This is a genomic window from Dermabacter sp. p3-SID358, from assembly GCF_025147465.1.
Classification (GTDB): Bacteria; Actinomycetota; Actinomycetes; order Actinomycetales; family Dermabacteraceae; genus Dermabacter.
The window spans coordinates 270,657-292,225 of sequence record NZ_JALXOZ010000001.1; the positions used below are offsets into that span (position 1 = coordinate 270,657).

General features: G+C 61.9%; 16 protein-coding genes. 6 read left to right on the forward strand and 10 right to left on the reverse strand.

The window, feature by feature from the left end; all coding sequences use genetic code 11:
- Window positions 1-19: 19 nt before the first annotated feature.
- From M3B90_RS01295 to M3B90_RS01305, 3 genes are read right to left on the reverse strand one after another with little or no spacing between them, the layout of a single operon-like run.
- Window positions 20-1,114, reverse strand: a complete 1,095-nt coding sequence (locus M3B90_RS01295) for an alkaline phosphatase family protein (protein ID WP_259888244.1) — start codon at window positions 1,112-1,114, stop codon at window positions 20-22.
- Complete coding sequence (locus M3B90_RS01300) at window positions 1,111-1,668, reverse strand: DUF5998 family protein (protein WP_259888245.1); 558 nt, start codon at window positions 1,666-1,668, stop codon at window positions 1,111-1,113. Before M3B90_RS01300 ends, M3B90_RS01295 begins: the two co-directional genes overlap by 4 nt.
- A complete protein-coding gene (locus M3B90_RS01305; protein ID WP_259888246.1) occupies window positions 1,665-4,112 on the reverse strand; it encodes a GNAT family N-acetyltransferase in 2,448 nt (815 codons plus the stop codon). Before M3B90_RS01305 ends, M3B90_RS01300 begins: the two co-directional genes overlap by 4 nt.
- A 62-nt stretch (window positions 4,113-4,174) precedes the next feature.
- Here M3B90_RS01305 and M3B90_RS01310 point away from each other — a divergent pair, with 62 nt between their 5' ends.
- A complete protein-coding gene (locus M3B90_RS01310) occupies window positions 4,175-6,637 on the forward strand; it encodes a DNA topoisomerase (ATP-hydrolyzing) subunit A (RefSeq protein WP_259888247.1) in 2,463 nt (820 codons plus the stop codon).
- Window positions 6,634-7,506: a D-hexose-6-phosphate mutarotase gene (locus M3B90_RS01315; protein ID WP_259888248.1), complete on the forward strand. Its 873-nt coding sequence runs from the start codon at window positions 6,634-6,636 to the stop codon at window positions 7,504-7,506. Before M3B90_RS01310 ends, M3B90_RS01315 begins: the two co-directional genes overlap by 4 nt.
- A 32-nt stretch (window positions 7,507-7,538) precedes the next feature.
- On the opposite strand, the gene M3B90_RS01320 is transcribed toward M3B90_RS01315, so the two are convergent.
- The gene (locus tag M3B90_RS01320) at window positions 7,539-9,656 is read right to left on the reverse strand and encodes a type IIA DNA topoisomerase subunit B (RefSeq protein ID WP_259888249.1); all 2,118 of its coding nucleotides are present in this window, start codon (window positions 9,654-9,656) and stop codon (window positions 7,539-7,541) included.
- A gap of 151 nt (window positions 9,657-9,807) precedes the next feature.
- On the opposite strand from M3B90_RS01320, the gene M3B90_RS01325 reads away from it, so the two are divergent.
- Window positions 9,808-10,011 carry a hypothetical protein gene (locus tag M3B90_RS01325; RefSeq protein ID WP_259888250.1) on the forward strand — a complete coding sequence of 68 codons (204 nt, stop codon included), beginning with the start codon at window positions 9,808-9,810 and terminating at the stop codon, window positions 10,009-10,011.
- A gap of 148 nt (window positions 10,012-10,159) precedes the next feature.
- Here M3B90_RS01325 and M3B90_RS01330 read toward each other — a convergent pair whose 3' ends face one another.
- The 3 genes from M3B90_RS01330 to M3B90_RS01340 form a co-directional block, all read right to left on the reverse strand.
- Window positions 10,160-11,695: an RNA polymerase sigma factor gene (locus M3B90_RS01330; RefSeq protein ID WP_259888251.1), complete on the reverse strand. Its 1,536-nt coding sequence runs from the start codon at window positions 11,693-11,695 to the stop codon at window positions 10,160-10,162.
- Window positions 11,696-11,823: 128 nt separating this feature from the next.
- Entirely contained in the window at window positions 11,824-12,315 is a 492-nt protein-coding gene (locus M3B90_RS01335) for a universal stress protein (protein ID WP_259888252.1), read from the reverse strand.
- 72 nt (window positions 12,316-12,387) lie between these two features.
- Complete coding sequence (locus M3B90_RS01340; RefSeq protein ID WP_259888253.1) at window positions 12,388-13,620, reverse strand: hypothetical protein; 1,233 nt, start codon at window positions 13,618-13,620, stop codon at window positions 12,388-12,390.
- 163 nt (window positions 13,621-13,783) lie between these two features.
- Here M3B90_RS01340 and M3B90_RS01345 point away from each other — a divergent pair, with 163 nt between their 5' ends.
- Window positions 13,784-14,866: a polyprenyl synthetase family protein gene (locus M3B90_RS01345; protein WP_259888254.1), complete on the forward strand. Its 1,083-nt coding sequence runs from the start codon at window positions 13,784-13,786 to the stop codon at window positions 14,864-14,866.
- Here the strand turns inward: M3B90_RS01345 and M3B90_RS01350 are convergent.
- Window positions 14,863-15,237: an Rv2175c family DNA-binding protein gene (locus M3B90_RS01350; protein WP_259888255.1), complete on the reverse strand. Its 375-nt coding sequence runs from the start codon at window positions 15,235-15,237 to the stop codon at window positions 14,863-14,865. The genes M3B90_RS01345 and M3B90_RS01350 overlap by 4 nt on opposite strands.
- 64 nt (window positions 15,238-15,301) lie before the next feature.
- Here M3B90_RS01350 and pknB point away from each other — a divergent pair, with 64 nt between their 5' ends.
- Window positions 15,302-17,413 carry a Stk1 family PASTA domain-containing Ser/Thr kinase gene (gene pknB, locus M3B90_RS01355; RefSeq protein ID WP_259888256.1) on the forward strand — a complete coding sequence of 704 codons (2,112 nt, stop codon included), beginning with the start codon at window positions 15,302-15,304 and terminating at the stop codon, window positions 17,411-17,413.
- Between the two features lie 6 nt (window positions 17,414-17,419).
- Here pknB and M3B90_RS01360 read toward each other — a convergent pair whose 3' ends face one another.
- Complete coding sequence (locus M3B90_RS01360) at window positions 17,420-18,820, reverse strand: class II 3-deoxy-7-phosphoheptulonate synthase (protein WP_259888257.1); 1,401 nt, start codon at window positions 18,818-18,820, stop codon at window positions 17,420-17,422.
- Between the two features lie 60 nt (window positions 18,821-18,880).
- Window positions 18,881-19,621 carry a 1-acyl-sn-glycerol-3-phosphate acyltransferase gene (locus M3B90_RS01365; RefSeq protein WP_259888258.1) on the reverse strand — a complete coding sequence of 247 codons (741 nt, stop codon included), beginning with the start codon at window positions 19,619-19,621 and terminating at the stop codon, window positions 18,881-18,883.
- A 133-nt stretch (window positions 19,622-19,754) separates the two neighbouring features.
- Here M3B90_RS01365 and M3B90_RS01370 point away from each other — a divergent pair, with 133 nt between their 5' ends.
- Complete coding sequence (locus tag M3B90_RS01370) at window positions 19,755-21,557, forward strand: long-chain fatty acid--CoA ligase (RefSeq protein WP_259888259.1); 1,803 nt, start codon at window positions 19,755-19,757, stop codon at window positions 21,555-21,557.
- Window positions 21,558-21,569: the final 12 nt, after the last annotated feature.

Below are 21,569 nucleotides of genomic sequence, written 5' to 3' on the forward strand. Positions count from 1 at the left end.
GAAGGCACTCGCCCCGCCGCTACACCGCGAACTGGAGAAACGGCACAGCAATCTCGGCCGAGCTCAGAGATCCGTGGACCCCTCTTTGCTCAAGCGCCGTTGCACGTATAAAACCCGTGTGGGTGAATTGATGACGCCCGTTGGCGAAAATGAACGCGTCACCGAGACGCTCGGCAAGAACTCTCCGGTCTGCTGTACCCGGATCACCGAAAAGCCCACTCGAAAGCATGCGTTCGCGGTCAAGGACGTCCCCTCGCTCCCCCACCCATGAACGCAGTTCTTCGAGCGGCGGGCAACCGTCAGCCTCCTCAAAGCGCACCATAAGGGCCCGCCCCTCACCTGCGACTGCGCTGCATCGCGAGAGCACACCTGGAGCATGGGCAAGGTCTGCGATCTGGTTCAGATCCGCTTCGACCATCCCGTGATCGGCCGTAATGCTCACCCGCGTATCCCGAGGGATTGAGTGCATGAGCGCGCCGAGAAACCTGTCGGTATTCTCGAGAGCGTCAAGCCACGCCGTTGAGCCCGGGCCATGGCGGTGGCCAGCCTTGTCGATATCGGGAACGTGAAGGTAGCAAGCCCCGCCTTGGCCGACGTGGTCGAGTGCCTTGCGCACCGCGTCGGACCTTCTGCCCGGCGAGGAATACCCGAAGAATTCCCATCGATTCGCGGGTTGCAACATCCCCGTAAGAAAGCTCGTGCGGTAGCGTGCCGGGCCCACGTGTGCCACGCGCCGCTCGTGAAGTTCCGTGTAGCCACCGGCGCGTATCCACGAGCGTGGGTCGAGGCCTTTTTCACCTTGGAGGTTGTTCACCCGCTCACCGCGTGCCGTGAGGCCTTCGTAACCGAGGATTCCGTGCGTAAGAGGCGCGACGCCAGTAAAAAGCGAGGCGAGCACGCTCGTCGTCGTCGCGGGAGCGAGGGTCGTTTCACGGTCGAGGTGATTCATGTGAGAGCGGAAGAACCGCGCGTGGGATCGGTAGCGCTCGAGCTCGTCAAATCCAAGGCCATCCACGAGAATCAGGAGGTCGCGCGCGCCCTCACCTTCGAGGGCTTCGCGCCATCGCCGCACGAGGCTCGGTTCTCCCTCGCGCCAATCAACCGGCTCGGTCACTGCGTTGCGTCGTAGAGGGAATCAAAAAAGGCGAGCGCGTCGGCGATAGCCTGTTCACCGTCGGCGAGTGCACTCACACGCAGCACAAGATCAGCCTCGCGGCTGTCACCCGTATATCCGTGGTCGGCGCTGCATTGAGGATCTTCGCACCACGCGGGTTGAATGTCGAGCCTGCGATTCGCACCCCAGCTGAGCCCAAGCGTCACTTCGGCTTCCCGCGGCGCGATAGCGGTACCGTCGGTGTCGTAAGCCTGCGAAAGTGCAAGATTCCCTACCCGCGAGAGCTTGACGCGCTCCGTTGAGACGATCACTTGGGTGGGATTGAGCGCATCCGCACTTTCATCGTCCAGGTGGACGATGAGCAGATGCTCAGTCGTGAGGGCAAGGATTGTGAGGTGACGGCGCACCTCCGGGCCGTCAAAAGTAGTTTCGGGACGCACGAGGTAGCTGCGGATCCGGCTTTCGCGCACGGCACGCTCGAGAGCTGCGCGTGCAGTATCGGGAAAATACCCGGCGAGCTCGAGCTCCGAGAGAAGTGTCGGTGGAAGACTCATGGTTCCAGTGTAGTGAGCCCAAGCGATGGGTCCTCGGGTGATCCAACCTCTGCCGCACACCCGCCGATCTCGAGACCCTTGGCATGCACCCCCACGGGGTCAAGGGTCAAGGAAGAAAGGCAACCGATCTGAAGGAACGCTTCCGAGAGCGTCTCGATCGTCTCGATGAGGCTGGCTCTGCCCTCAGAGCCGCGGGGTGCGTGGGTGTCGAGTACCGGCAGCGCCGCAAGCTCCTCTAGCATGGCCTCGACTGTTCCCTGTTGGAGTGGAAGACGAGCGTAAGAGGCGTCGGCGAAAACCTCATAGGCGATACCGGCGAGGGCGAGAGTGAGCACCGGGCCGAAGGCACCATCACGTTCGAAGCAGAGACGAAGTTCGCATTCGTTTTTGTGAGTGCGGCGAGCGTCGTTGAGGGAGAATCCAAGCGCGCTCAGGAGGGGTGTCTCCACGGGGGTTGCGCTCAGAGCCGCGCGTGCGCCTTCGAGCTGTGTGTCGGTAAGGGCACGGGCGACCCGTACGCGACGGGGCTTCTTCCCGCGCGAGTACGCGGCGCGCAACGACGTCGCGAGAGCCTCGCTCGCACGCGAGGCGGTCGCAAAGACCGGAGGAAGACTCGGATCTTCGCGGAGGGCAGAGCGGAGCACACGCACCCGGGGTTCATCGCTTACGACCACCATGAGTACCTGCACTGCCGAACCCGATGCAAGGGTCGCGAGGGACTGAGCGAGGTGCACGAGATCGACGCGTTGCGTGTCAAGTATCGCCGCGATCACGCAGTCCACGCCGCCCGGAGCTGCCATCGCGGTGAAGGCGCGCGACACGAATCGATCATCACCGACGATCGGCACGCGGAAGTTTTCACTGCGTACGTCAAGCCCTGCTTCGTGTGCGGCAGCCCGCAAGGTCGCACCGAGTGCGCTCGAATTCGAGAGGAGCCCCACGCGAGTCCCGTGAGCGCGGCCCTCGCGGGACAGGACGGCGAGCGTGTCAAGCAAGTGGTCAACGCTCTCGGTGCGAAGCGCACCCGCGCGATCCAATATCTGATCGATCGCGCGATCGGGAAGCGACGAGGCGTCTCGCGCGGGGTCAGCGGGCCCGCGCTCCGGCTCGTTAGGCGGGCGAACGATGAGCACGGGAACTCGCGCAGAGAGAGCCTCGATGTGGGAAGCGAGGCTGGCCGGGTCACCTAGGGATTCGAGTGAGAGCGCCACGAATTCGATGTCCTCATCATCGTGCCAGCGCTCGAGCGCGCTCGTGAGGGAGAGATCTGCGCGATTGCCCGCGGAAAGGAATTCCTTCACGCGTAGCCCGCGCGAGTCGGCTCCAGCGAGGATCATCGCGCTCAGCGCTGTTGACTGACCTGCCATCGCGATCGATCCCCGCTCTGACGTGCGTGGGGAGAGTGAAACGTTGAGGGGATTCTCCCCCGTGCGGAAGAAGCCCAGCGAGGAGGGGCCGAGGATACGAATGCCGTGTTCACGTGCCGTGGACACAAGCGCGTCTTGCGCCGCAAGGCCTTCCTCACCAGCATCGGCAAAGCCCCCGCTGACAACCACCGCTGCTTTCACGCCGCGCTCCGCGAGAGGCTCGAGCGCCGAAATACAGCGGTCGGGGCGGAGCGCGAGGACCGCGAGATCCACTGGGCCCGGGACATCCGCGATGCTTCCGAAACTCTTGAGCCCGTTGATCTCATAGGCCTCGGGGTTTACGGGGAAAATCGCGCCGCCGAAGCCGCTCGCAATGAGCCCGCGAACGATCTGCGCTCCAACCTGATCCCGGTGACGGCTTGCACCAACAACCATGATTGATTCGGCGTCGAACAACAACGACATGGATGCTGCCTCGGCTCGGCGCACGCGCTCGTGGTGCGCCGCGACGGTGGAAGGCGTCGGATCTGTGCTCCAGGAGAGGGACACGGTGCCCTCCTCCGCTTCCCCCCGCTTGAGTTCAAAGCCCGCACGCTCGAGCACTCGGAACATCGCCTTGTTTTCCGCGAGAACGTCCGCCGTGAATGTTTCTATGCCAACTGAACGGGCGATCGCGGTGAGGCGTTCAATGAGAACGGAACCGATTCCCTGCCCGTGAAGGTGATCAGCCACGACGCATGCGAGGTCGGCGACGTTCGGCGCGGTGCGGGTCATTCGTGAGACACCGACAATCGCCCCGCCTCTGAATGCGGCAAGGGCGATGCGGTCGCGTGCATCGACTCGCGAAAGCCGCTTCAGTTCTTCGCGCGAAAGGCTGCTTTTCGAAGTGAAGAAGCGCTGATAACGCGTGCTCTGAGAAAGCCCACCGTAAAACGCTTCAAGCGCCCGAGAATCCGATGCTGCGAGTGGCCGCACAAGGATACCCATGCCGTTTGCGACGCATTCATACGAAGCCCACCCTCTGGGGTGTGCACCTTCGTGTACGCGCCCTTTCGCGTTTCGCTTTCCTCGAGCCATGTGACGATTCTACGTTCGCCACCTCCACCGTATGTGGGATTGACGCTGGCACAATAGTGCGCATGGCCTCACGTACACCCACGCCCGCCCCGGAGCCAATCAAGGAAAACATCGTCGACATCGACGTCACGAGCGAGATGGAGACGTCCTTCCTCGAGTACGCGTATTCGGTGATCTACTCGCGCGCCCTTCCAGATGCACGCGACGGGCTCAAACCAGTCCAGCGCAGAATCCTCTACACGATGGACAACATGGGCCTGCGTCCCGACAAGGGGCACGTGAAGAGCCAGCGCGTCGTCGGCGACGTCATGGGCAAGCTCCACCCGCACGGCGACTCCGCAATCTACGACGCCCTCGTGCGCCTCGCACAAGACTTCAATATGCGCCTCCCGCTCGTGGACGGTCACGGCAACTTTGGTTCGCTCGATAACGGTCCCGCCGCTGCGCGCTACACCGAGGCACGGATGGCGAAGGCTGCTCTTCTCATGACCACGTCCCTTGACGAGAACGTCGTGGACATGGTCCCGAACTACGACAATCAGCTCCTCCAGCCCGAGGTGCTCCCCGCCCAGTACCCGAACCTCCTCGTGAACGGGGCCTCGGGCATCGCCGTGGGCATGGCCACCAACATGGCTCCCCACAATCTCGTTGAGGTCATCGCTGCGGCGCGCCATCTTCTCGAGCATCCCGATGCGAGCCTCGCGGACCTCATGCGTTACGTTCCGGGCCCCGACCTTCCGAGCGGCGGGCGCATCGTGGGGCTTGATGGCATCCGCGACGCCTATGAGACCGGGCGCGGAACCTTCAAAATCCGCGCAACCACGAAGGTCGAAAATGTCACGAGCCGCAAGAAGGCGATCGTCGTGACCGAGCTCCCCTACCAAGTTGGGCCAGAAAAGATCGCCGAAAAGCTCCGCGACGCCGTTCAAGCCAAGAAAGTCCAGGGTATAAGCGACTACCAAGACCTTTCCGACCGCAAAAAGGGAATGCGGCTCGTCCTCACACTCAAGAGCGGCTTCAATCCCGAGGCTGTGCTTGAGCAGCTGTACAAGCACACGCCCATGGAGGATTCCTTCGGCATTAACAACGTCGCCCTCGTCAACGGGCAGCCCCGCACGCTCGGCCTCAAGCCGCTTTTGCGGGTGTTCCTTGATCACCGAATCGACGTCGTGCGGCGCCGCACCGAGTTTCGCCTCGGCAAACGCCGTGATCGACTCCACCTCGTCGAAGGCCTCATCATCGCAATCGTCGACATTGACGAGGTCATCCAGATCATCCGGTCCTCTGACACGGTCGAAAGCGCCCGCGAGCGTCTCATGGCAGTCTTCGATCTCTCAAGCGCCCAAGCCGAATACATCCTCGAGCTGCGCCTTCGCCGCCTCACGAAGTTCTCACGCCTCGAACTCGAGGCGGAGCGCGATGAACTTGAGCGCGAGATTGCCGAGCTCCTCGAGATCCTTTCCGACGAGGCTGCGCTCCACCGCGTCGTGAGCACGGAATTGCAGGCCGTTGCCGAGGAGCACGGTACTGCGCGGCGCACGATCCTTCTCGAGGCCGATGCTGCGAAGGCCAAGGCCTCCCCCGCGAGCCTCGAGATCGAGGATTCCCCGTGCGATGTACTCCTCTCCGGAACAGGACTCGTCGCCCGAGTTCCGCGCCACTCAGCTGTGAGTGCCGAAGGGCACTCGCGCTCTCAGCACGACGTCATCCTTGCGCGCGTGAGGACGACGACGCGCTCACTGATTGGCGCCGTCACCGACCTCGGTCGCCTCCTGCACGTCGACGTCGTTGATCTTCCCGCACTCGCCCCCTCGGCGGGCTCGTCCTCGATCGCGGGCGGTACCCGCCTCGCCGACCTCCTCGCGCTCGAGAAGGGCGAAAAGGTCGTGGGGCTCGTGCGGCTCGAGATACCCGAGGGTGAAGCCGACAAGGGCGGCATCGCGCTCGGCACCGCGCACGGTGTTGTCAAGCGTGTCAACAGGGACTTCCCGAAGTCCGACGGCTTTGACATCATCACCCTCAAGGGCGACGACCGCGTTGTCGGCGCCGTCGACATGGACGACGACTCCGATATGGATCTCGCGTTCATCACCTCCGCCGCTCATCTCTTGCACTTCCCCGCCTCAGGGGTGCGGGCGCAGGGCCGCGGAGGCTCGGGCGTCGCGGGCATCAAACTCGGCGTGGGCGATACTGTCATTGGCTTTGGCGCTTTCGATGTCACAAAGTCCGGCGAGGTCGTCACTGTCGCAGGCTCGTCTAGCGCCCTCGACGGCGTACAGTCGGGCTCGCTCAAAGTTTCTGCTGCCTCGGAATATCCCGCGAAGGGGCGAGCGACGGGCGGCGTTCGATGCCACCGGTTCTTGCGCGGTGAAGATATTCTCCTCTCGGCGTGGATCGTTAATTCGCCCGCGCTCGCGTGTTCGGATGCCGGAGCGCCGATCGACCTCCCCTCCCCCATTGCGCGGCGCGACGGGTCCGGATCCCCCCTCACGCTTCCGATAGCCGCGGTTGGTTCTCTCTCATGACACCGGGCATGCAGCTTCCCGATGGACTCGCCCTGTACGAGCGGGAAGGTGCACGCGTGCTGCGCGCTCACACCCCCGCGTGCACACTTGAAGTCTCACTCTCGGGCGCGCACGTCACGAGCTGGATTCCCGAGGGGCACAGCGAGTCGATGTGGCTTTCCCCGCTCGCGACTTTTACTCCCGGCTCCCATATCCGCGGCGGCGTGCCGATTATCGGCCCGTGGTTCGGCCGTGGTATCTCGGGCAACGAGGAACCGCAGCACGGTTGGTTCCGGCGCGCAAAGTGGGACCTCGCGAGCGTCCATGTGGATCTGAGCGGCGTCGTTGACGCGTCATTCACCCTCGCGGAGCGCAGCAACCACCCCGGGTTCGAGGTCGGCGCGGCCAGCCTCCACGTGAGAGCGGGCACAAGCCTCGAACTGAGTCTCACCGTCTCCGCAGGCAAGAACCCCTTCGAACTCGAGGTGGCTTTCCATACGTATTTCCTCGTGGACGACGTGCGCGAGGCGCACCTCGAGGGTCTCGCAGGCGTCCCGTTCACGGATGCGGCAAGAGGGCGCGCGGCAGGTGTCGGAACCACAACCCAAACCTTCACCGCCCCCACCGACCTCGTATTCGAAGCGGCCCCACCACTCGTCCTTGCTGATCCCGGCGCCAAGCGCCGCATCGTCATCGAGCAGAGTGGGGCGAGCCGCACGGTCGTGTGGACTCCGTGGAAGGAGGGAGTTGCCGCGACTTCGGACATTCCCATTAGCGAGTGGATGCGCTTCGTGTGCGTCGAGACGGCGGTGAGCGAAGGGGGCGCGGTGACACTCAATCCCGGTGAAGAGCACACCCTAACGGCGCGCTACGCCCTTCGGCACGGCTGACGCGCGCGGATCAATTCCGGGCGCAGGCTCCTCTACGCGTCAATCCGGTCAACGTCGAGTTCCTCAGCCCCCTCGACGATGAACTGCTTACGCGGTGCAACCTCGGAGCCCATAAGCAACTCAAAGACCCGATCTGCCGACTCGGCATCCTGAATCGTCACCCGGCGAAGCAAACGCTGCGAGGGGTCCATGGTGGTATCCGCGAGCTGATCGGCGTCCATCTCACCGAGACCCTTGTAGCGCTGGATCGGCTCTTTATAGCGCTTCTTCGAGCGCTCGAGCTTCTTGAGTAGCTGGTGAAGCTCCTTCTCCGAATAGGTGTACACGTATTCGTTCTTCTTGGAGCCACCGTGGATGATCTCCACGCGGTGAAGCGGCGGCACGGCCGCGTAGATACGCCCTTCTTCAATGAGTGGCCGCATATAGCGGTGGAAGAGTGTGAGGAGCAGCGTGCGAATGTGAGCGCCGTCAACATCGGCGTCGGTCATCATAACGATCTTGCCGTAGCGAGCCTGCTCGATATCGAACGTGCGGCCCGAGCCAGCGCCTATCACCTGGATGATATTCGCGCATTCGGCGTTCTTGAGCATGTCCGTGATCGAGGCTTTTTGCACGTTGAGAATCTTGCCGCGAATCGGCAGGAGTGCCTGGAACTCCGAGTCACGCGCGCTCTTCGCCGTGCCGAGCGCAGAGTCGCCCTCGACGATGAAAAGCTCGGAGCGATCGATCCCGGTGTGGCGACAATCAGCGAGTTTCGTGGGCATCGTCGAGGATTCGAGCGCGTTCTTCCTGCGCGAAACTTCCTTGTGCATGCGGGCGGCGACGCGCGCACGCATCTCGCTGACGACTTTGTCGACAACAAGAGCAGCCTGCTCCTTTTCACCCTTCTTGGTCGAGCCAAGGAAGGCACCGAGCTCGCGCTCGACGACCTTTGCGACGATCTGGCGGGCGGCGGGAGTGCCGAGCACTTCTTTCGTTTGTCCCTCGAACTGCGGCTCGTCGATGCGCACGGTCACGACCGCGGTGAGCCCCGCGAGCGTGTCGTCCTTCTCGATCTTTTCCTTCTTCGAGTTGAATTTCACGCGGCGTGACTGCGCATCGACAGCCTTGCGAATGACTTTTGCAAGGGCTTGCTCGAAGCCCGTGACGTGGGTTCCTCCCTTGGGGGTAGAGACGATGTTGACGAAACTGCGAACGGTGGTCTCGTAATCCGCACCCCAGCGCAGTGCAATATCGACCTCGCACGTGCGCTCAACATCCTTCGAGACCATACGCCCGCTCTTGTCGAGGACGGGCACCGTTTCGGTGTATTCGCCCGAGCCGCTCAGACGGATCACGTCGGTGATCTTCTGATCCTTTGCGAGGTATTCGACGAACTCGGAGATGCCACCCTCGTAGTGGAAGACCGTACGTTCGCTTTGCTCGGGTGTTCTTTCTTCGCGTTGATCGAGAAGAACGATTTTGAGACCGGGAACGAGAAAAGCGGTTTGGCGCGCCCGGCGCTGAATCTCGTCAAGGACGACGTGGGCTCCCTTGATGAAAATCTGCGGATCAACCCAGTAGCGCACTCGCGTGCCCGTGACGCCTCGCTTGACCTTGCCGATCTCTTGGAGAACGCCGGCCCCTTTGAACTGGGTAAAAGGCGCTTCAGGGCTCGGTTCACCAGCATCGTCGAACGTGCCGGCGATACCGCGCTGAAAGCTCATCGCATACGTTTTTCCGCCGCGATCAACCTCGACATCCATGCGGGAGCTCAGCGCGTTGACGACGGAAGCACCAACGCCGTGAAGGCCGCCAGAGTTGGAGTAGGAGCCGCCGCCGAACTTACCTCCAGCGTGGAGCTTCGTGTAGACGACCTCGACGCCCGTCAGACCGGTGCGCGGCTCCTTGTCGATTGGCACGCCACGCGCCTTGTCACGTACTTCAATCGACCCGTCGGAGTGGAGGATGATCGTGATCTCATCGCCGAAGCCGCCGAGAGCCTCATCGACAGCATTATCGAGAATCTCCCACAGGCAGTGCATAAGGCCGCGCGAGTCGGTTGAGCCAATGTACATTCCCGGGCGTTTGCGCACGGCCTCGAGACCTTCGAGAACCTGGAGGTTCGCTGCGTCGTAGGCTGCTGTTCGGGAGTTTGTCTTTTGTGCCACGCCCTGATCTTAGGCGCGGATGGGGCTCTTTCCTTGGATTTGAGATTCCGACGGTTCCCCCGAGTTAGCCGTGCCACAGCTGATTGCGCTGCGAGCGAACCGGGGCGGGCGCCGCTCGCATCGCGCGCGCGTAAGGGCCACAATGGAGCGCATGGAAACGATGCTTGAAGAACGCACTTTGACCGCGCACGATCGCTGTGATCGGTGCGGCGCGCAAGCCTACGTGAAGTTCGAACTTGAAGTGGGCGGCGAGCTCCTCTTCTGCGCCCACCACGCACGAGCCAATGCTAAGGCTCTCGAGGGGATCGCGACCCGCGTGGTCGACGAGACTGAGCGCCTCACCGCTGAGCAGTAATCGCGAATTGGCCGCGGAAAAAGCCGACGGCCCCAATCGTGACTGAGTGGCCGCGCCCCCAGAGGGACGCGGCCACTTTTGCGTTCTTCACACGTGAGCTGCCCGCATTCATGTGCATGAACGCGGGCAGCTTTCACACGACGACCTCTTAGTCGAGGTAGTCGCGAAGTACCTGGGACCGCGAAGGGTGGCGCAGCTTGCTCATGGTCTTCGACTCAATCTGGCGGATACGTTCGCGAGTCACGCCGTAGACCTTGCCGATTTCGTCAAGCGTTTTCGGCTGGCCATCCTCGAGACCAAAGCGCATCGCAACGACACCAGATTCTCGCTCACTGAGCGTGTCGAGAACGGAGTGAAGCTGCTCCTGCAAAAGCGTGAAGCTCACGGCATCCGCGGGCACGACTGCTTCGGAGTCCTCGATGAGGTCACCGAATTCGCTGTCGCCGTCCTCACCAAGCGGGGTGTGAAGCGAGATGGGCTCGCGTCCGTACTTCTGCACTTCGACGACCTTTTCAGGGGTCATGTCGAGTTCCTTCGCGAGCTCTTCGGGAAGCGGCTCGCGACCGAGATCCTGGAGCATCTGGCGCTGCACGCGCGCGAGCTTATTGATAACCTCAACCATGTGCACCGGGATGCGGATCGTGCGAGCCTGATCAGCCATCGCTCGCGTAATGGCCTGGCGGATCCACCACGTCGCGTAGGTTGAAAACTTGTAGCCCTTCGCGTAGTCAAATTTTTCCACGGCGCGGATGAGACCGAGGTTACCCTCCTGGATGAGGTCGAGGAAGAGCATGCCACGGCCGGTATAGCGCTTGGCGAGCGAAACGACGAGGCGGAGGTTCGCTTCGAGCAAGTGATCCTTCGCGGCCCGGCCGTCGGCAACAATGAGCTCGAGGTCTCGACCCTCAATTCCCTTCTTGAGCGAAGGATCCTGCTTGAGCTTGTGTTCGGCGTAGAGGCCAGCCTCAATTCTCTCGGCAAGCTCAACTTCTTGAACTGCATTCAAGAGCGCGACTTTGCCGATCTGCTTGAGGTAATCCTTGACGGGGTCAGCTGTCGCACCCGCGGTGACAACCTGCTGGGCGGGTGCGTCGTCCTCGTCGTTCGTGATCGCAAAGCCCTTACTTGGATCATCGTCATCGGAGGTGTCCTCGTCCCCAGCCTCGTGTGAGTTTTCTGCCGCGGAATCTTCCTTCTTGGTGCCGCGCTTGCCTGCTTTCTTTGCCGAGCTCCGCTTTGCAGCCTTCTTTCGCGAGGCCTTCGATTCCGCAGCTTCAGCGCTCTGGGACTCGTTCGAGGAGTCTTCGGTTTCGCCGGAAGCATCGGTCTCTGGCTTGCTCGAGCCGCCTTCCTTCGCCCCACTCTTTTTCGCGGAGGTGCCCTTGGCGTTCTTTGGGGGGCTGGTGTTGGTGGTTTTACGCGCCTCTTCTGACTTCTCGGAGCCGACTGCGGCCTTCTTCGCAGTCGCTTTTTTCTTCCGCGAGCCGTTCGGGCGATCGAGAACCTCGACCCCCGACTCTTCGAGCTTCTTGGAAAGCGACGCTACTTTGTATGGGGAAATGCCAAGATCTTTGGCGGTGGCCTTGAGGGTCTCGTAACTCACCGAAGTCGCCCCGTCGAGCGCCTTGGTGAGCGCCTCCAGGTTTTCGGTGACTTCTTCTTTCTTAGACGTGCTCGTCGACACAGGCTTCCTTCAGTCGGGATCCGAGGATGGTGTGCGGGCTCAGCTCTCGCGCCGTGTGAAAGGCGGGCGAATCGCGCACGGACCGTACAATTATAACGACCCCCGCGGCCTATCTATTCCAAGCAGGGCTAGTCTTTTGTCACGAGCACAGGGCAGGGTGACTCGAGGAGAAGTCGCTTCACGGTCTGACCAAGCATGAGCCTTCCTACGGGCGCGCTGTGGCGAAGACCAATCACAATGAGACTTGCCTTCTCCTCGTGCGCGACTCGCAGAAGAAAATCACCAATGTCTCTTAAGCTTTCAGCGCCAGCTTCCCGCACCCGGACTTCGAGGGTCTCGAGGTAAGCGCGTTCGTCGTGGCTCATGTCGGAAGATATCCGATTGATCGCCTCATTGACCTCCTCGGCATCGGCGGAGCGGCTTCCGTCGAGCGGGTCGGTATAGGGGAAGGAGGCGACGAGAAGGTCGCGATCCGTCATGGCGACATCGCGGATTGCGGCCTTGAGCGCGGCATCTCCCTGAGAGCTCGGGGCGTAGGCGGCAACGACGACCATGGCGTTCCTTTCGGCGGCGGGCAGCGCGTGCAGCGCGCCAGGGCGCGTGCAGCGCTCAACGAGCATGCGCCTCAAGTCTAGTCACTTTGCGCAAGTCGCGTCACGTGCACACGCCCATTCTCCTTTGCGCCGGCCGCCTCACGAGTACACAGGGGCGTATGCCTTCTCGAGCCAGAGCGGGCTTAGCCCGCCTTCACCAAGGCCCACGACGAGTTCGGCCATCTCGCAGGAGTCCTCGACAGCAATAATGTCGCTCGCCAATCGGTGGGCCTCACCCATGCGCCCGCTAAACCACAGAAGAAACGCGGCAATCGCCCCGAGGTTCGCGAAAGCTGCGCGGTAGCGCGTGGAGCACTCCCACGCGTTCGCGTGCCGCCACACCCCGGCAAGGACTGCAATCGCGCGATCTCCCTCACCGCCAGGCATGAGGTGACTGCCCGGTAGGAAATCCGCGTCCTCAAATACGCACTCGATAGCCACGGAAGGGCTGAGCGGCTCCGCTTCTTCGAGGCCAATAACGCTCGCGATGATGTGATCACGACCCGGGCCAATCGCGGCGAGGGAAGCGAGTGAAAGCAAGGCTTCGCGACATCGGTCAATCTCATTTTCCCCTGTCGAACATGAGCTTCGATCACTACCCTCATGCTGCGCGGTGAGTTCCATGAGCGCCGCGCGGCTCACCGTTTCGGGACACGCGATTGCGTGGAAAACATCATCGTCATCACAAAGAGTTCGAGCGGCGGTAAGCAGTGAGTCCTTCACCGCAGCCCCTTCCACTTTTGGACAAAAAGGGATGCCGCTTGCGACAGCGCTTGCGGCAAAAGCGCTCTCTTCGAGAACACCAAGGTGGGAGACACGCCAATAGTCAGAGTCAGCCGTGGAGGAAAAAGCCCAAGCCCCCACGTATGCGTGTAACGCGCACGGGATGACGACGCCTTGGGCGAGGCACGCCTCGGAAGCGAGATCACACAGGTGAACGAGATCGTCGATCACGGCCACATCGCGGCGATCAGGATCGAAACACTCGGCCCGCTCTCCCGAACAGTCAGGGCATACCCCGGGTTGTGGATTGCCTATCGCGAGCAGCGCGAGGTGCGTGGCCCCAAGCTCTTGGAGATTACTCGCGATCCTCGCGACTTCGTGAGCGAGCACGCGAGGCTCCGTGCATTCGTCCATGCGCATGCGGCTCAGCATCACGCCGGGCGTGCCGTGAGGACTTGCCCCACAGCCGAAAACAATGAAGGACGAACTGACGTCGAGGTGATCGAAGTGCATGACGACCGCCGCATAAACATCACGCGCATCGAGAAGATTGACAGTAGGAGCAAGGTCTGCGGGCTCTGGTTTGCAGTTCTGTGAATTGTGTTTCATGCCTCCACATTGACGGTCAATTTTCATTCGTGCGGGAAACTCACTCGGAACGGTGAACAGATCTCCGCTGTGGGGCACGAGTCGCTACGTGTCTCGCTGTGGCACGATGGAAAGCCACAGCAAAACGGTGAGACATCATCGCCCCGTGCAGAGGAGAGACCACGTGCATTACCCCCCTTTTGACAACATCCGTGAGGGCGTGAGCGCGATCCTCATAAGCTTCCTCGATTACGAACGCGAACGGCTCGCCACCATTGCCCCGGAAGCCGAGTCTCTTGCCTCGATCCTCAAAGATTTCCTCGAAGGCGGTAAATGCCTGCGCCCCATGTTCGTGCACGCCGGGGCACTTGCCACAGCTGGCGAACTCGACACAACCACAGCGCACGATATCGCCCAGCTCGGCGCTGCGGTCGAACTCGTCCAAGCGGCTGCGCTCATTCACGACGATGTTCTCGACCACTCACCAACGCGAAGGGGGCGCCCCGCGATCCATATCGCCGCCGAGCGCGACCACGAAGCGCGAAGCCTCATGGGCAGTGCCGAGGACTTCGGCGTCGCGAACGCCGTGATCCTCGGTGACCTCACTCTCGCTCTCGCCCATGAACTCGCCTCCAGTGCCTTTTTGGGAGCAGACGACCGCGCGCACTTTCACGCTCTGTGCACCGAAGTCATGGCGGGGCAGTACCTCGACATCCTGAGCCAAGCAGATGCCATTTCCTCAACGGCATCACCAGCGGACTCCGCACGCCTCGTGACCCGATGGAAGACCGTCTCCTACACGGTCCACAGGCCTCTCTTGCTCGGCGCGACCCACTGCGGTGCCTCCGCGGAACTTCTTGATGCACTCGGCGCCTTCGCACTGCCTGCGGGAGAGGCGTTTCAGCTTCGCGACGACCTCGACGGCGTTTTCGGCAACGAAACTGTGCTTGGAAAGTCCACCACTTCTGACATTCTCGAAGGCAAACGCACGATGCTCCTCGCTCTCGCCGAAGAACGTGCAAGCGAAGCTGAGCGCACCGTCCTTGAAGCCACCGTCGGAAACCCTCACGCCACCGCCGAGAATGTTGCTCGCGTCCGCGAGATCATGGAAGCCACTGGCGCGCGTGCGAAAGTCGAAGCGCTCATTCGCTCACGCGAGGACGATGCGCGCGGGGCCCTCTCTCAAAAACTTTCCCCACTCTCCTCGAGCACGGCTTGCGCGAACCTTGATGCGCTCGTGCGAATGCTCGCACGGACTGGACGCTAAAACCCGAGCGACTGCGCGCGCCTACGCACCTCGCCGCGCTGACCTCGACGCAAATGATCGATCGGGCGACCGGGCAGAGAGTCGTCAGAGGTGAACAGCCACTCGAGGATCTCGGCATCGGAAAAGTGCTGATCGTGAAGCACCATGATCGTGCCCCGCAAAAGCAGGACCACCGCGTCGTCTAGGAGAAACTCGGCGGGAACTGAGCGGACCTTGGGGTTGCCGCGGCGCATTTCGACAAGGTGGTAATCCTCAATGAGTCGCTGGACCTTCGTTACTGAAATGTCGAGGATCTCCGCAACGTCAGGAAGAGGGAGCCAATCACCCACGAGGGAGTCGAGCCGAGCGATGTCGTCTGCTGAGATATTCACTCCTTTAGCATATTGCAGGGTGTCGTACACGTGCGTATGACACCTTCCCGCATACACTTGCGGCGTGAGTACCGAGTCTTCTTCCCCAGACATCGGCCTCGTACTTAGCGATCGCTACCGCATCGAGCATTTGATCGCGCGTGGCGGCATGGCCACGGTGTATCGGGGCTTCGACGAGCGCCTGCATCGCCCCGTCGCGCTCAAAGTCATGCATCCGCATCTTGCGGACAATCCCGAATTTATCTCGCGTTTCTCGCGGGAGGCCCGTAGCGCTGCACGCCTCACTCATCCACACGTCGTGAGTGTGTATGACCAGGGAGAGGATCGCGGCCGCGTGTATCTCGCGATGCAGCTCGTCGAGGGTGAGACTCTGCGCGATGAATTGCGCCGCGATAGGACCCTCACGCTCAAACGCGCGCTTCGCGTGGGTCGCGATGTGCTTGCCGCGCTCGATGCCGCGCACCGCTCCGGCATCATCCACCGCGACATCAAGCCCGAGAACGTCCTCGTGAACGCCGAACGTGACATTCTTGTCGCCGACTTCGGTCTCGCACGCGCAGTCGGATCCGCAACAACATCTGCAACCGGCACCATGCTTGGTACGGTCGCCTATGTCAGCCCCGAAGTCGTCACGCGGGGAGTGAGCGACGCACGCAGCGACCTGTACTCGTGGGGCATCATGATGTTCGAAATGCTCGTGGGGCGAACGCCGTTCCAGGGCGACTCCGCGGTGCACATCGCCTACCAGCACGCACACGAAGACATTTCCGCGCCCTCCCAGTTCGCACCTGGAATCCCCACCTCGGTCGATTCCATCATCACGTGGGCAGCTTCTCGCCTCCCCGCTTCACGGCCTACACGCGCCCATGAGGTCTTGCTCGCCCTCGACGATGCTCTCGAAACGTTAAGCGCCACCGAACTCGCGTATCGCGCTCACCCCGCGTCCTCCCTTCCCGCGAATGAGGAGACTGCGGACGTTCCGCGGCTCACGCGCCAGTTTCCCCGCGGCGCCACGCGCGCCGCTTCCCCCTCCTCTCCGGCTTCTCCGGCATCCCCCGCGAACGATGCGCACAACGCTGCGGAGCCAGAAGCGCTGTTTTGGGTAGACGAGTCGTCCGACACCACCGGAAACACCACTTCGAGTGGCACAGCCGCATCGAGGCGCAAAAGGTTTGATCCAGGTGAGCAAGCGTCGGACTCCCCCGACCCAGATGAAAGCATTCGCGAGGTCTCCCTCGCTGGGCCTCGCCGCTCGCGCGGCACCCACACACGTGACTCGCGCCCTTCACCAGCCCTTCGCATCGTCGCAATTTTGAGCGTTCTTGCTCTCCTTGCCTCTCTTATATTCGGCGCTTTCCGGTGGTATGAAACCGACGGCCCTGGCGGCGTACGTACCGTCCCGCTTGTCGCGGGAGCCACGCTGAGCGATGCCGAGGCCGCGCTCAAAACTGAAAACCTCACAGTTACGACCGCGCAGGCCTACAGCGAAGACGTCCCAGCAGGGCGCGTGATCTCCTCCGACCCCGCGACTGGTGCCGAGGTTCGAAAAGGCGCACAGGTTCGCCTCACGCTCTCACTCGGGCAGGAACTCTTCGACGTCCCGCAGGTCAAGGGGCAGGCGGTTTCCGACGCTACCTCAGCCTTGGAGTCGGCCGGGTTTGAGGTCACCGAAACCCGCGATTACTCCTCTGATGTCCCGAAAGATTCCGTCATCAGCCAGGATCCAGCGGACACGTCACTACCCCGAGGCGCGAGAGTGACCCTCAACGTGAGCGATGGCCCGAAGCCGGTCGAAGTGCCGAGTGTCGCGGGTAGTGAACGCAAAGCCGCCATCAAGGCGATTGAAAGCGCGGGACTTGCGGCTAAGGTCAATGAGCGATACAACTCGAATGTGCCGGCGGGCCAGGTCATTTCGCAAGACCCGGCCGGGGCAACCTCCGCGCTCCCGGGAAGCGAAGTCAGGCTCTCGATTTCCCTCGGCCCCGACCTTGTCGACGTTCCCGATGTTTTCCGCAAGAGCGAGGCCGACGCCCGCTCGGCGCTCGAGAGCGCCGGGCTCAAGGTTGAAGTCGTCTACGAGCGCGGAACTCCCGTTTTCGATCTCGTTTCGCAGCAGTCGCAGCCGGGCGGAACAAAGGTGCCGCGCGGCTCGAGCGTCACGATCACGGTCTATTAGAACCGGTCAGCTCGGGCGGTTGCCGAGCATATCGGCAACGAGGAACGCGAGTTCGAGCGACTGCGAGTGGTTGAGGCGAGGATCAACGAGGGTCTCGTATCGATGCTGCAGACCTTCCTCGTCGAGCTCTCCGGAGCCGCCGAGAACCTCGGTCACGTCATCGCCCGTGAGCTCCATATGAAGGCCCGCGGGAACGGTTCCGACCTCCCAATGCGCTTCGAAGAAGCCGCGCACTTCGTCCATAATGTCGTCGAAACGGCGGGTCTTGTACCCATTCGAACTCGTGATCGTGTTGCCATGCATCGGGTCGGTTACCCACACGGCCTCGATCCCCTCGTTCTTCGCAGACTTCAAGAGTGCGGGGAGTTTCTCGCGCACATTCGCGGCGCCCATACGGCTCACGAAAGTGAGGCGACCGGGCTCCCGCTCCGGATCGAGAACCTCAGCGAGGCGGAGCATGTCGTCGACGCTCGCGTTCGGGCCAAGTTTCACACCGATCGGGTTGCGCAGTTGCGACATGAAGTGCACGTGTGCGCCATCTAGCTGGCGCGTGCGCTCACCAATCCAGAGAAAATGGCCCGAACAACCGTAAATCTCGCCCGTACGCGAGTCGACGCGCGCGAGCGCCTCTTCGTAGTCGAGGAGGAGAGCCTCGTGGGAGGAGTAAAACTCAACCATGCGAATAGGGTCGAAATCCACGCCGATCGCTTCCATAAAACGCACGGCGCGCTCGATGTCATCTGCTACTCGCACGTACTTCGAGTAGGCGTCGGATTCCACGAACCCCTTATTCCATGCCTGAACCTGCCGGAGATCCGCAAAACCGCCGCCCGTGAAGGCCCGCAAGAGATTCAGGGTCTGCGAAGCGGTCGTGTACATCTTCCACAGGCGCGCGGGATCCGGAGTGCGGGATTCGGGTGTGAACTCGTAGCCGTTGATCGCATCGCCGCGGTAGCTCGGCAAGCTCACGCCGTCGATCGTCTCGGTGTCGCTCGAGCGAGGCTTGGCGAACTGGCCTGCCATCCGCCCCATCTTGATGGTCGGAAGCGAGGCTCCATAGGTGAGAATCGCCGCCATCTGGAGGATCGTCTGGACCTTGTTTTTGATGCGATCAGCGGTCGAATCAGCGAAAGTCTCAGCACAGTCGCCGCCTTGGAGCAAAAATGCCTCACCACGCGCAGCCTTGGCGAGATGGGTGCGTAGAAGGTCAACCTCGCCCGCGAACACGAGGGGCGGTGCGGCGCGCAGCTCATCAAACACGCGGGCGCGCTCACTCTCAATCGGCCAGGTGGGCTGCTGGACGCGTGGATACTCTCGCCACGACGAAAGCGCTTCAAGATGGGCAGATGATTCGGAGAGCTCGAACGGGTGAAAGCTCGCAGCAACGTTTCGGTTCTGGTAACTCACCCGGTCATAGTAGGCGAAACTCGCGCTCGGGGCATGTGCGGTCCGAGTCGCTGCGCCGTTTTAGGCGCGATTCTTTGCCTCTCCACGCGCACCTTTGAGCCTCTTTTTAACCTCAAATGCGTACTCGTCGACATAGTTCTGGCCGGACATCTCGCGGATCGCATCCATGAGAATTCGCGTGAGAGTTTGAAGTTCAACGCGTGAAGCGGAATGATCGCTCCCATCTGCACCCCTGAGTTTTGCGAGCTCGGCGCCCATGTCGATTGTCGGGCCGATCTGCGTGTGCAGCTTCGCACCGAGCTTTGGGACGATGGCTTTCCTTGAGCGCTGCGCTTCAAACGCACCGAGCGTTGCAACGGGGAGGATGGGGGCTCCGGTCGCGAGTGCGAGGCGCACCGCTCCCGTTTTGCCACGGTACATGTGGCCGTCAGGGCTTCTCGTCCCCTCAGGAAATACTCCAAGGGCGTGTTCGCCCTCGAGCACGGCAATCCCTGCGCTCAGCGCGGCAGTCGCACCGCCGTCGCCCGAACGATCTACGGGGATCACATTGACCGAGCGCATGAGCCACGCGAAGCATTTCCCGAAAGCTCCCTTGCCTTTGAACAGTGCATCCTTGCCGAGCCAGTGAATCTCGCGCGGGATCATGCACGGCACGAAATATGTTTCGAACGCGGACACGTGATTACACGCCATGATCATGCGGCCCGAGGAGGGGACATGTTGGAGGCCCGAGACCGTGGGGCGCCAGATGAGCGTGATGAGGAGTTTCACGACGGGCTGCAAGACGGAGTAGAGATGCACGGGCTCAACCCTATAGGCAGGCCATTGTCGTGAGCGAAGGAACGCGCCACATACGGCCACCTGGACGATCCTTTTCGCCAAAGGCGCGTACACTCGATTTCAGCCCCGCCCAGAAGTCAAGGAGCATTCCCCCGTGTCACGCGAGTTCGAAACGCCTCAGATCGCAGAGTCGAAGCCCGAAGAGAACATCACCGACTTCCTCCTTCTGCGTCGCACCAAACATGCGGACATTCCACTTTGGGAGCGCCAACTCACACCCGGCACGTGGTCACCCATGTACGCTCCCGAGTTCATCACTCTCGTAAAGCGCCTCGCGCAGGGCCTTATCAACCAAGGCGTACAGCCAGGAGATCGCGTGGCGATCATGTCGCGCACCCGCTTCGAGTGGACGCTCATCGACTGGGCACTGTGGTTCACGGGCGCCATCAGTGTTCCGATCTACGAAACCTCCTCCCCAGGACAGATCGAATGGATCGCTTCGGACTCGGGCGCCCGCATGATCTTTTGTGAAAACGCCGGGCACGCACAAGACGTCGACGAGGTACGTCCTTCACTCCCGAACCTCGAACAGGTCTGGGTCATCGACGATGGCATCGTCGACGAGCTCTCCGTTGACGAGACCGAAATCGATGAAGAGGCCATCGAGAAGGCACGCAGAAGCCGCCGCAAGACTGACACTGCGACGATCGTCTATACCTCCGGCACGACTGGTCGCCCCAAGGGCGTGGAACTCACGCACGCGAACTTTATGGACCAGTCGCTCAACGCGACTGGGCTCCTTGGCGACGCGGTGATGCCACCGGGTTCGCGCATGCTCATGTTCCTGCCCCTCGCGCACGTGTTCGCTCGCGATCTCACCTTCATTTCCATCGTGACGGCGTGCACAACCGGGTTCTCGCCCGACGCGAAGCACCTTCTCGACGACCTCGCCTCGTTCAAGCCCACCGTTCTCCTCGCCGTGCCGCGCGTGTTCGAGAAGGTGTACAACGGCGCCGAGCAGAAGGCTGTTGGCGACGGCAAGGGGAAGGTTTTCCACCGCGCTGTCGAGGTCGCGATTCAGTACTCCAAGGGTCTCGACTCCGGCAAGATCCCTCTTCACGTGAAAGCGCAACACAAGCTTTTTGACAAGCTCGTGTACTCCAAGCTTCGTGACCTTATGGGCGGGAAGCTCACGTATGCCATCTCGGGCGGTGCGCCGCTCGGCGATCGCCTCCCCCATTTCTTCCGCGGCATCGGCGTGACCATTCTCGAGGGCTACGGCCTCACGGAAACAACCGCGCCGGTGGGCGTTAATAATCCCTGGAACGTCAAGGTTGGCACCGTTGGCCCGGCGTTCCCGGGTTCCAAGGTGAAGCTCAACGACAAGGGCGAGCTGCTCGTCAAAGGCGTCATGGTGTTCAAGGGGTACTGGAACAACCCTGAAGCGACAGCCCAGGCACTTCAGGACGGCTGGTTCAACACTGGAGACACCGCCATGATCGACGAGGATGGCTACATCACGATCACGGGCCGCTCGAAAGAGATCATCGTGACAGCGGGCGGCAAGAACGTCTCCCCCGCGCAGCTCGAGGACGTCGTACGGCAGAGCCCGATTGTCAGCCAGTGCATTGTGCTTGGCGACCAAAAGCCGTTCGTCTCTGCGATTGTCACGCTCGATCGCGAGATGCTCCCGAGCTGGCTCAAGAACAAGGGACAAGGTTCGATCCCCATGGCCGAGGCGATCTCGAACGAGGACGTCATCGCCGAAGTCCAGAGGGTGGTTGATGAAGCCAACACCTCGGTCTCCCGCGCCGAATCGATCCGCAAGTTCGAGATCATCGATGCGGACTTTACCGAGGAGAACGGCTACCTTACGCCTTCGTTTAAGCTCAAGCGCGCCGCCGTCGTCAAGGACTTCTCCGACGTCATCGACCGGATTTACACAAAGAAGAAGTAAGGCGGGAGCGCG

Excerpts from the sequence above, each read along its gene's own strand:
- M3B90_RS01300 (WP_259888245.1), bottom strand. The coding sequence starts at position 1,668 with ATGAGTCTTCCACCGACACTTCTCTCGGAGCTCGAGCTCGCCGGGTAT.
- M3B90_RS01305 (WP_259888246.1), bottom strand. The coding sequence starts at position 4,112 with ATGGCTCGAGGAAAGCGAAACGCGAAAGGGCGCGTACACGAAGGTGCA.
- M3B90_RS01310 (WP_259888247.1), top strand. The coding sequence starts at position 4,175 with ATGGCCTCACGTACACCCACGCCCGCCCCGGAGCCAATCAAGGAAAAC.
- M3B90_RS01315 (WP_259888248.1), top strand. The coding sequence starts at position 6,634 with ATGACACCGGGCATGCAGCTTCCCGATGGACTCGCCCTGTACGAGCGG.
- M3B90_RS01325 (WP_259888250.1), top strand. The coding sequence starts at position 9,808 with ATGGAAACGATGCTTGAAGAACGCACTTTGACCGCGCACGATCGCTGT.
- M3B90_RS01335 (WP_259888252.1), bottom strand. The coding sequence starts at position 12,315 with ATGCTCGTTGAGCGCTGCACGCGCCCTGGCGCGCTGCACGCGCTGCCC.
- M3B90_RS01340 (WP_259888253.1), bottom strand. The coding sequence starts at position 13,620 with ATGAAACACAATTCACAGAACTGCAAACCAGAGCCCGCAGACCTTGCT.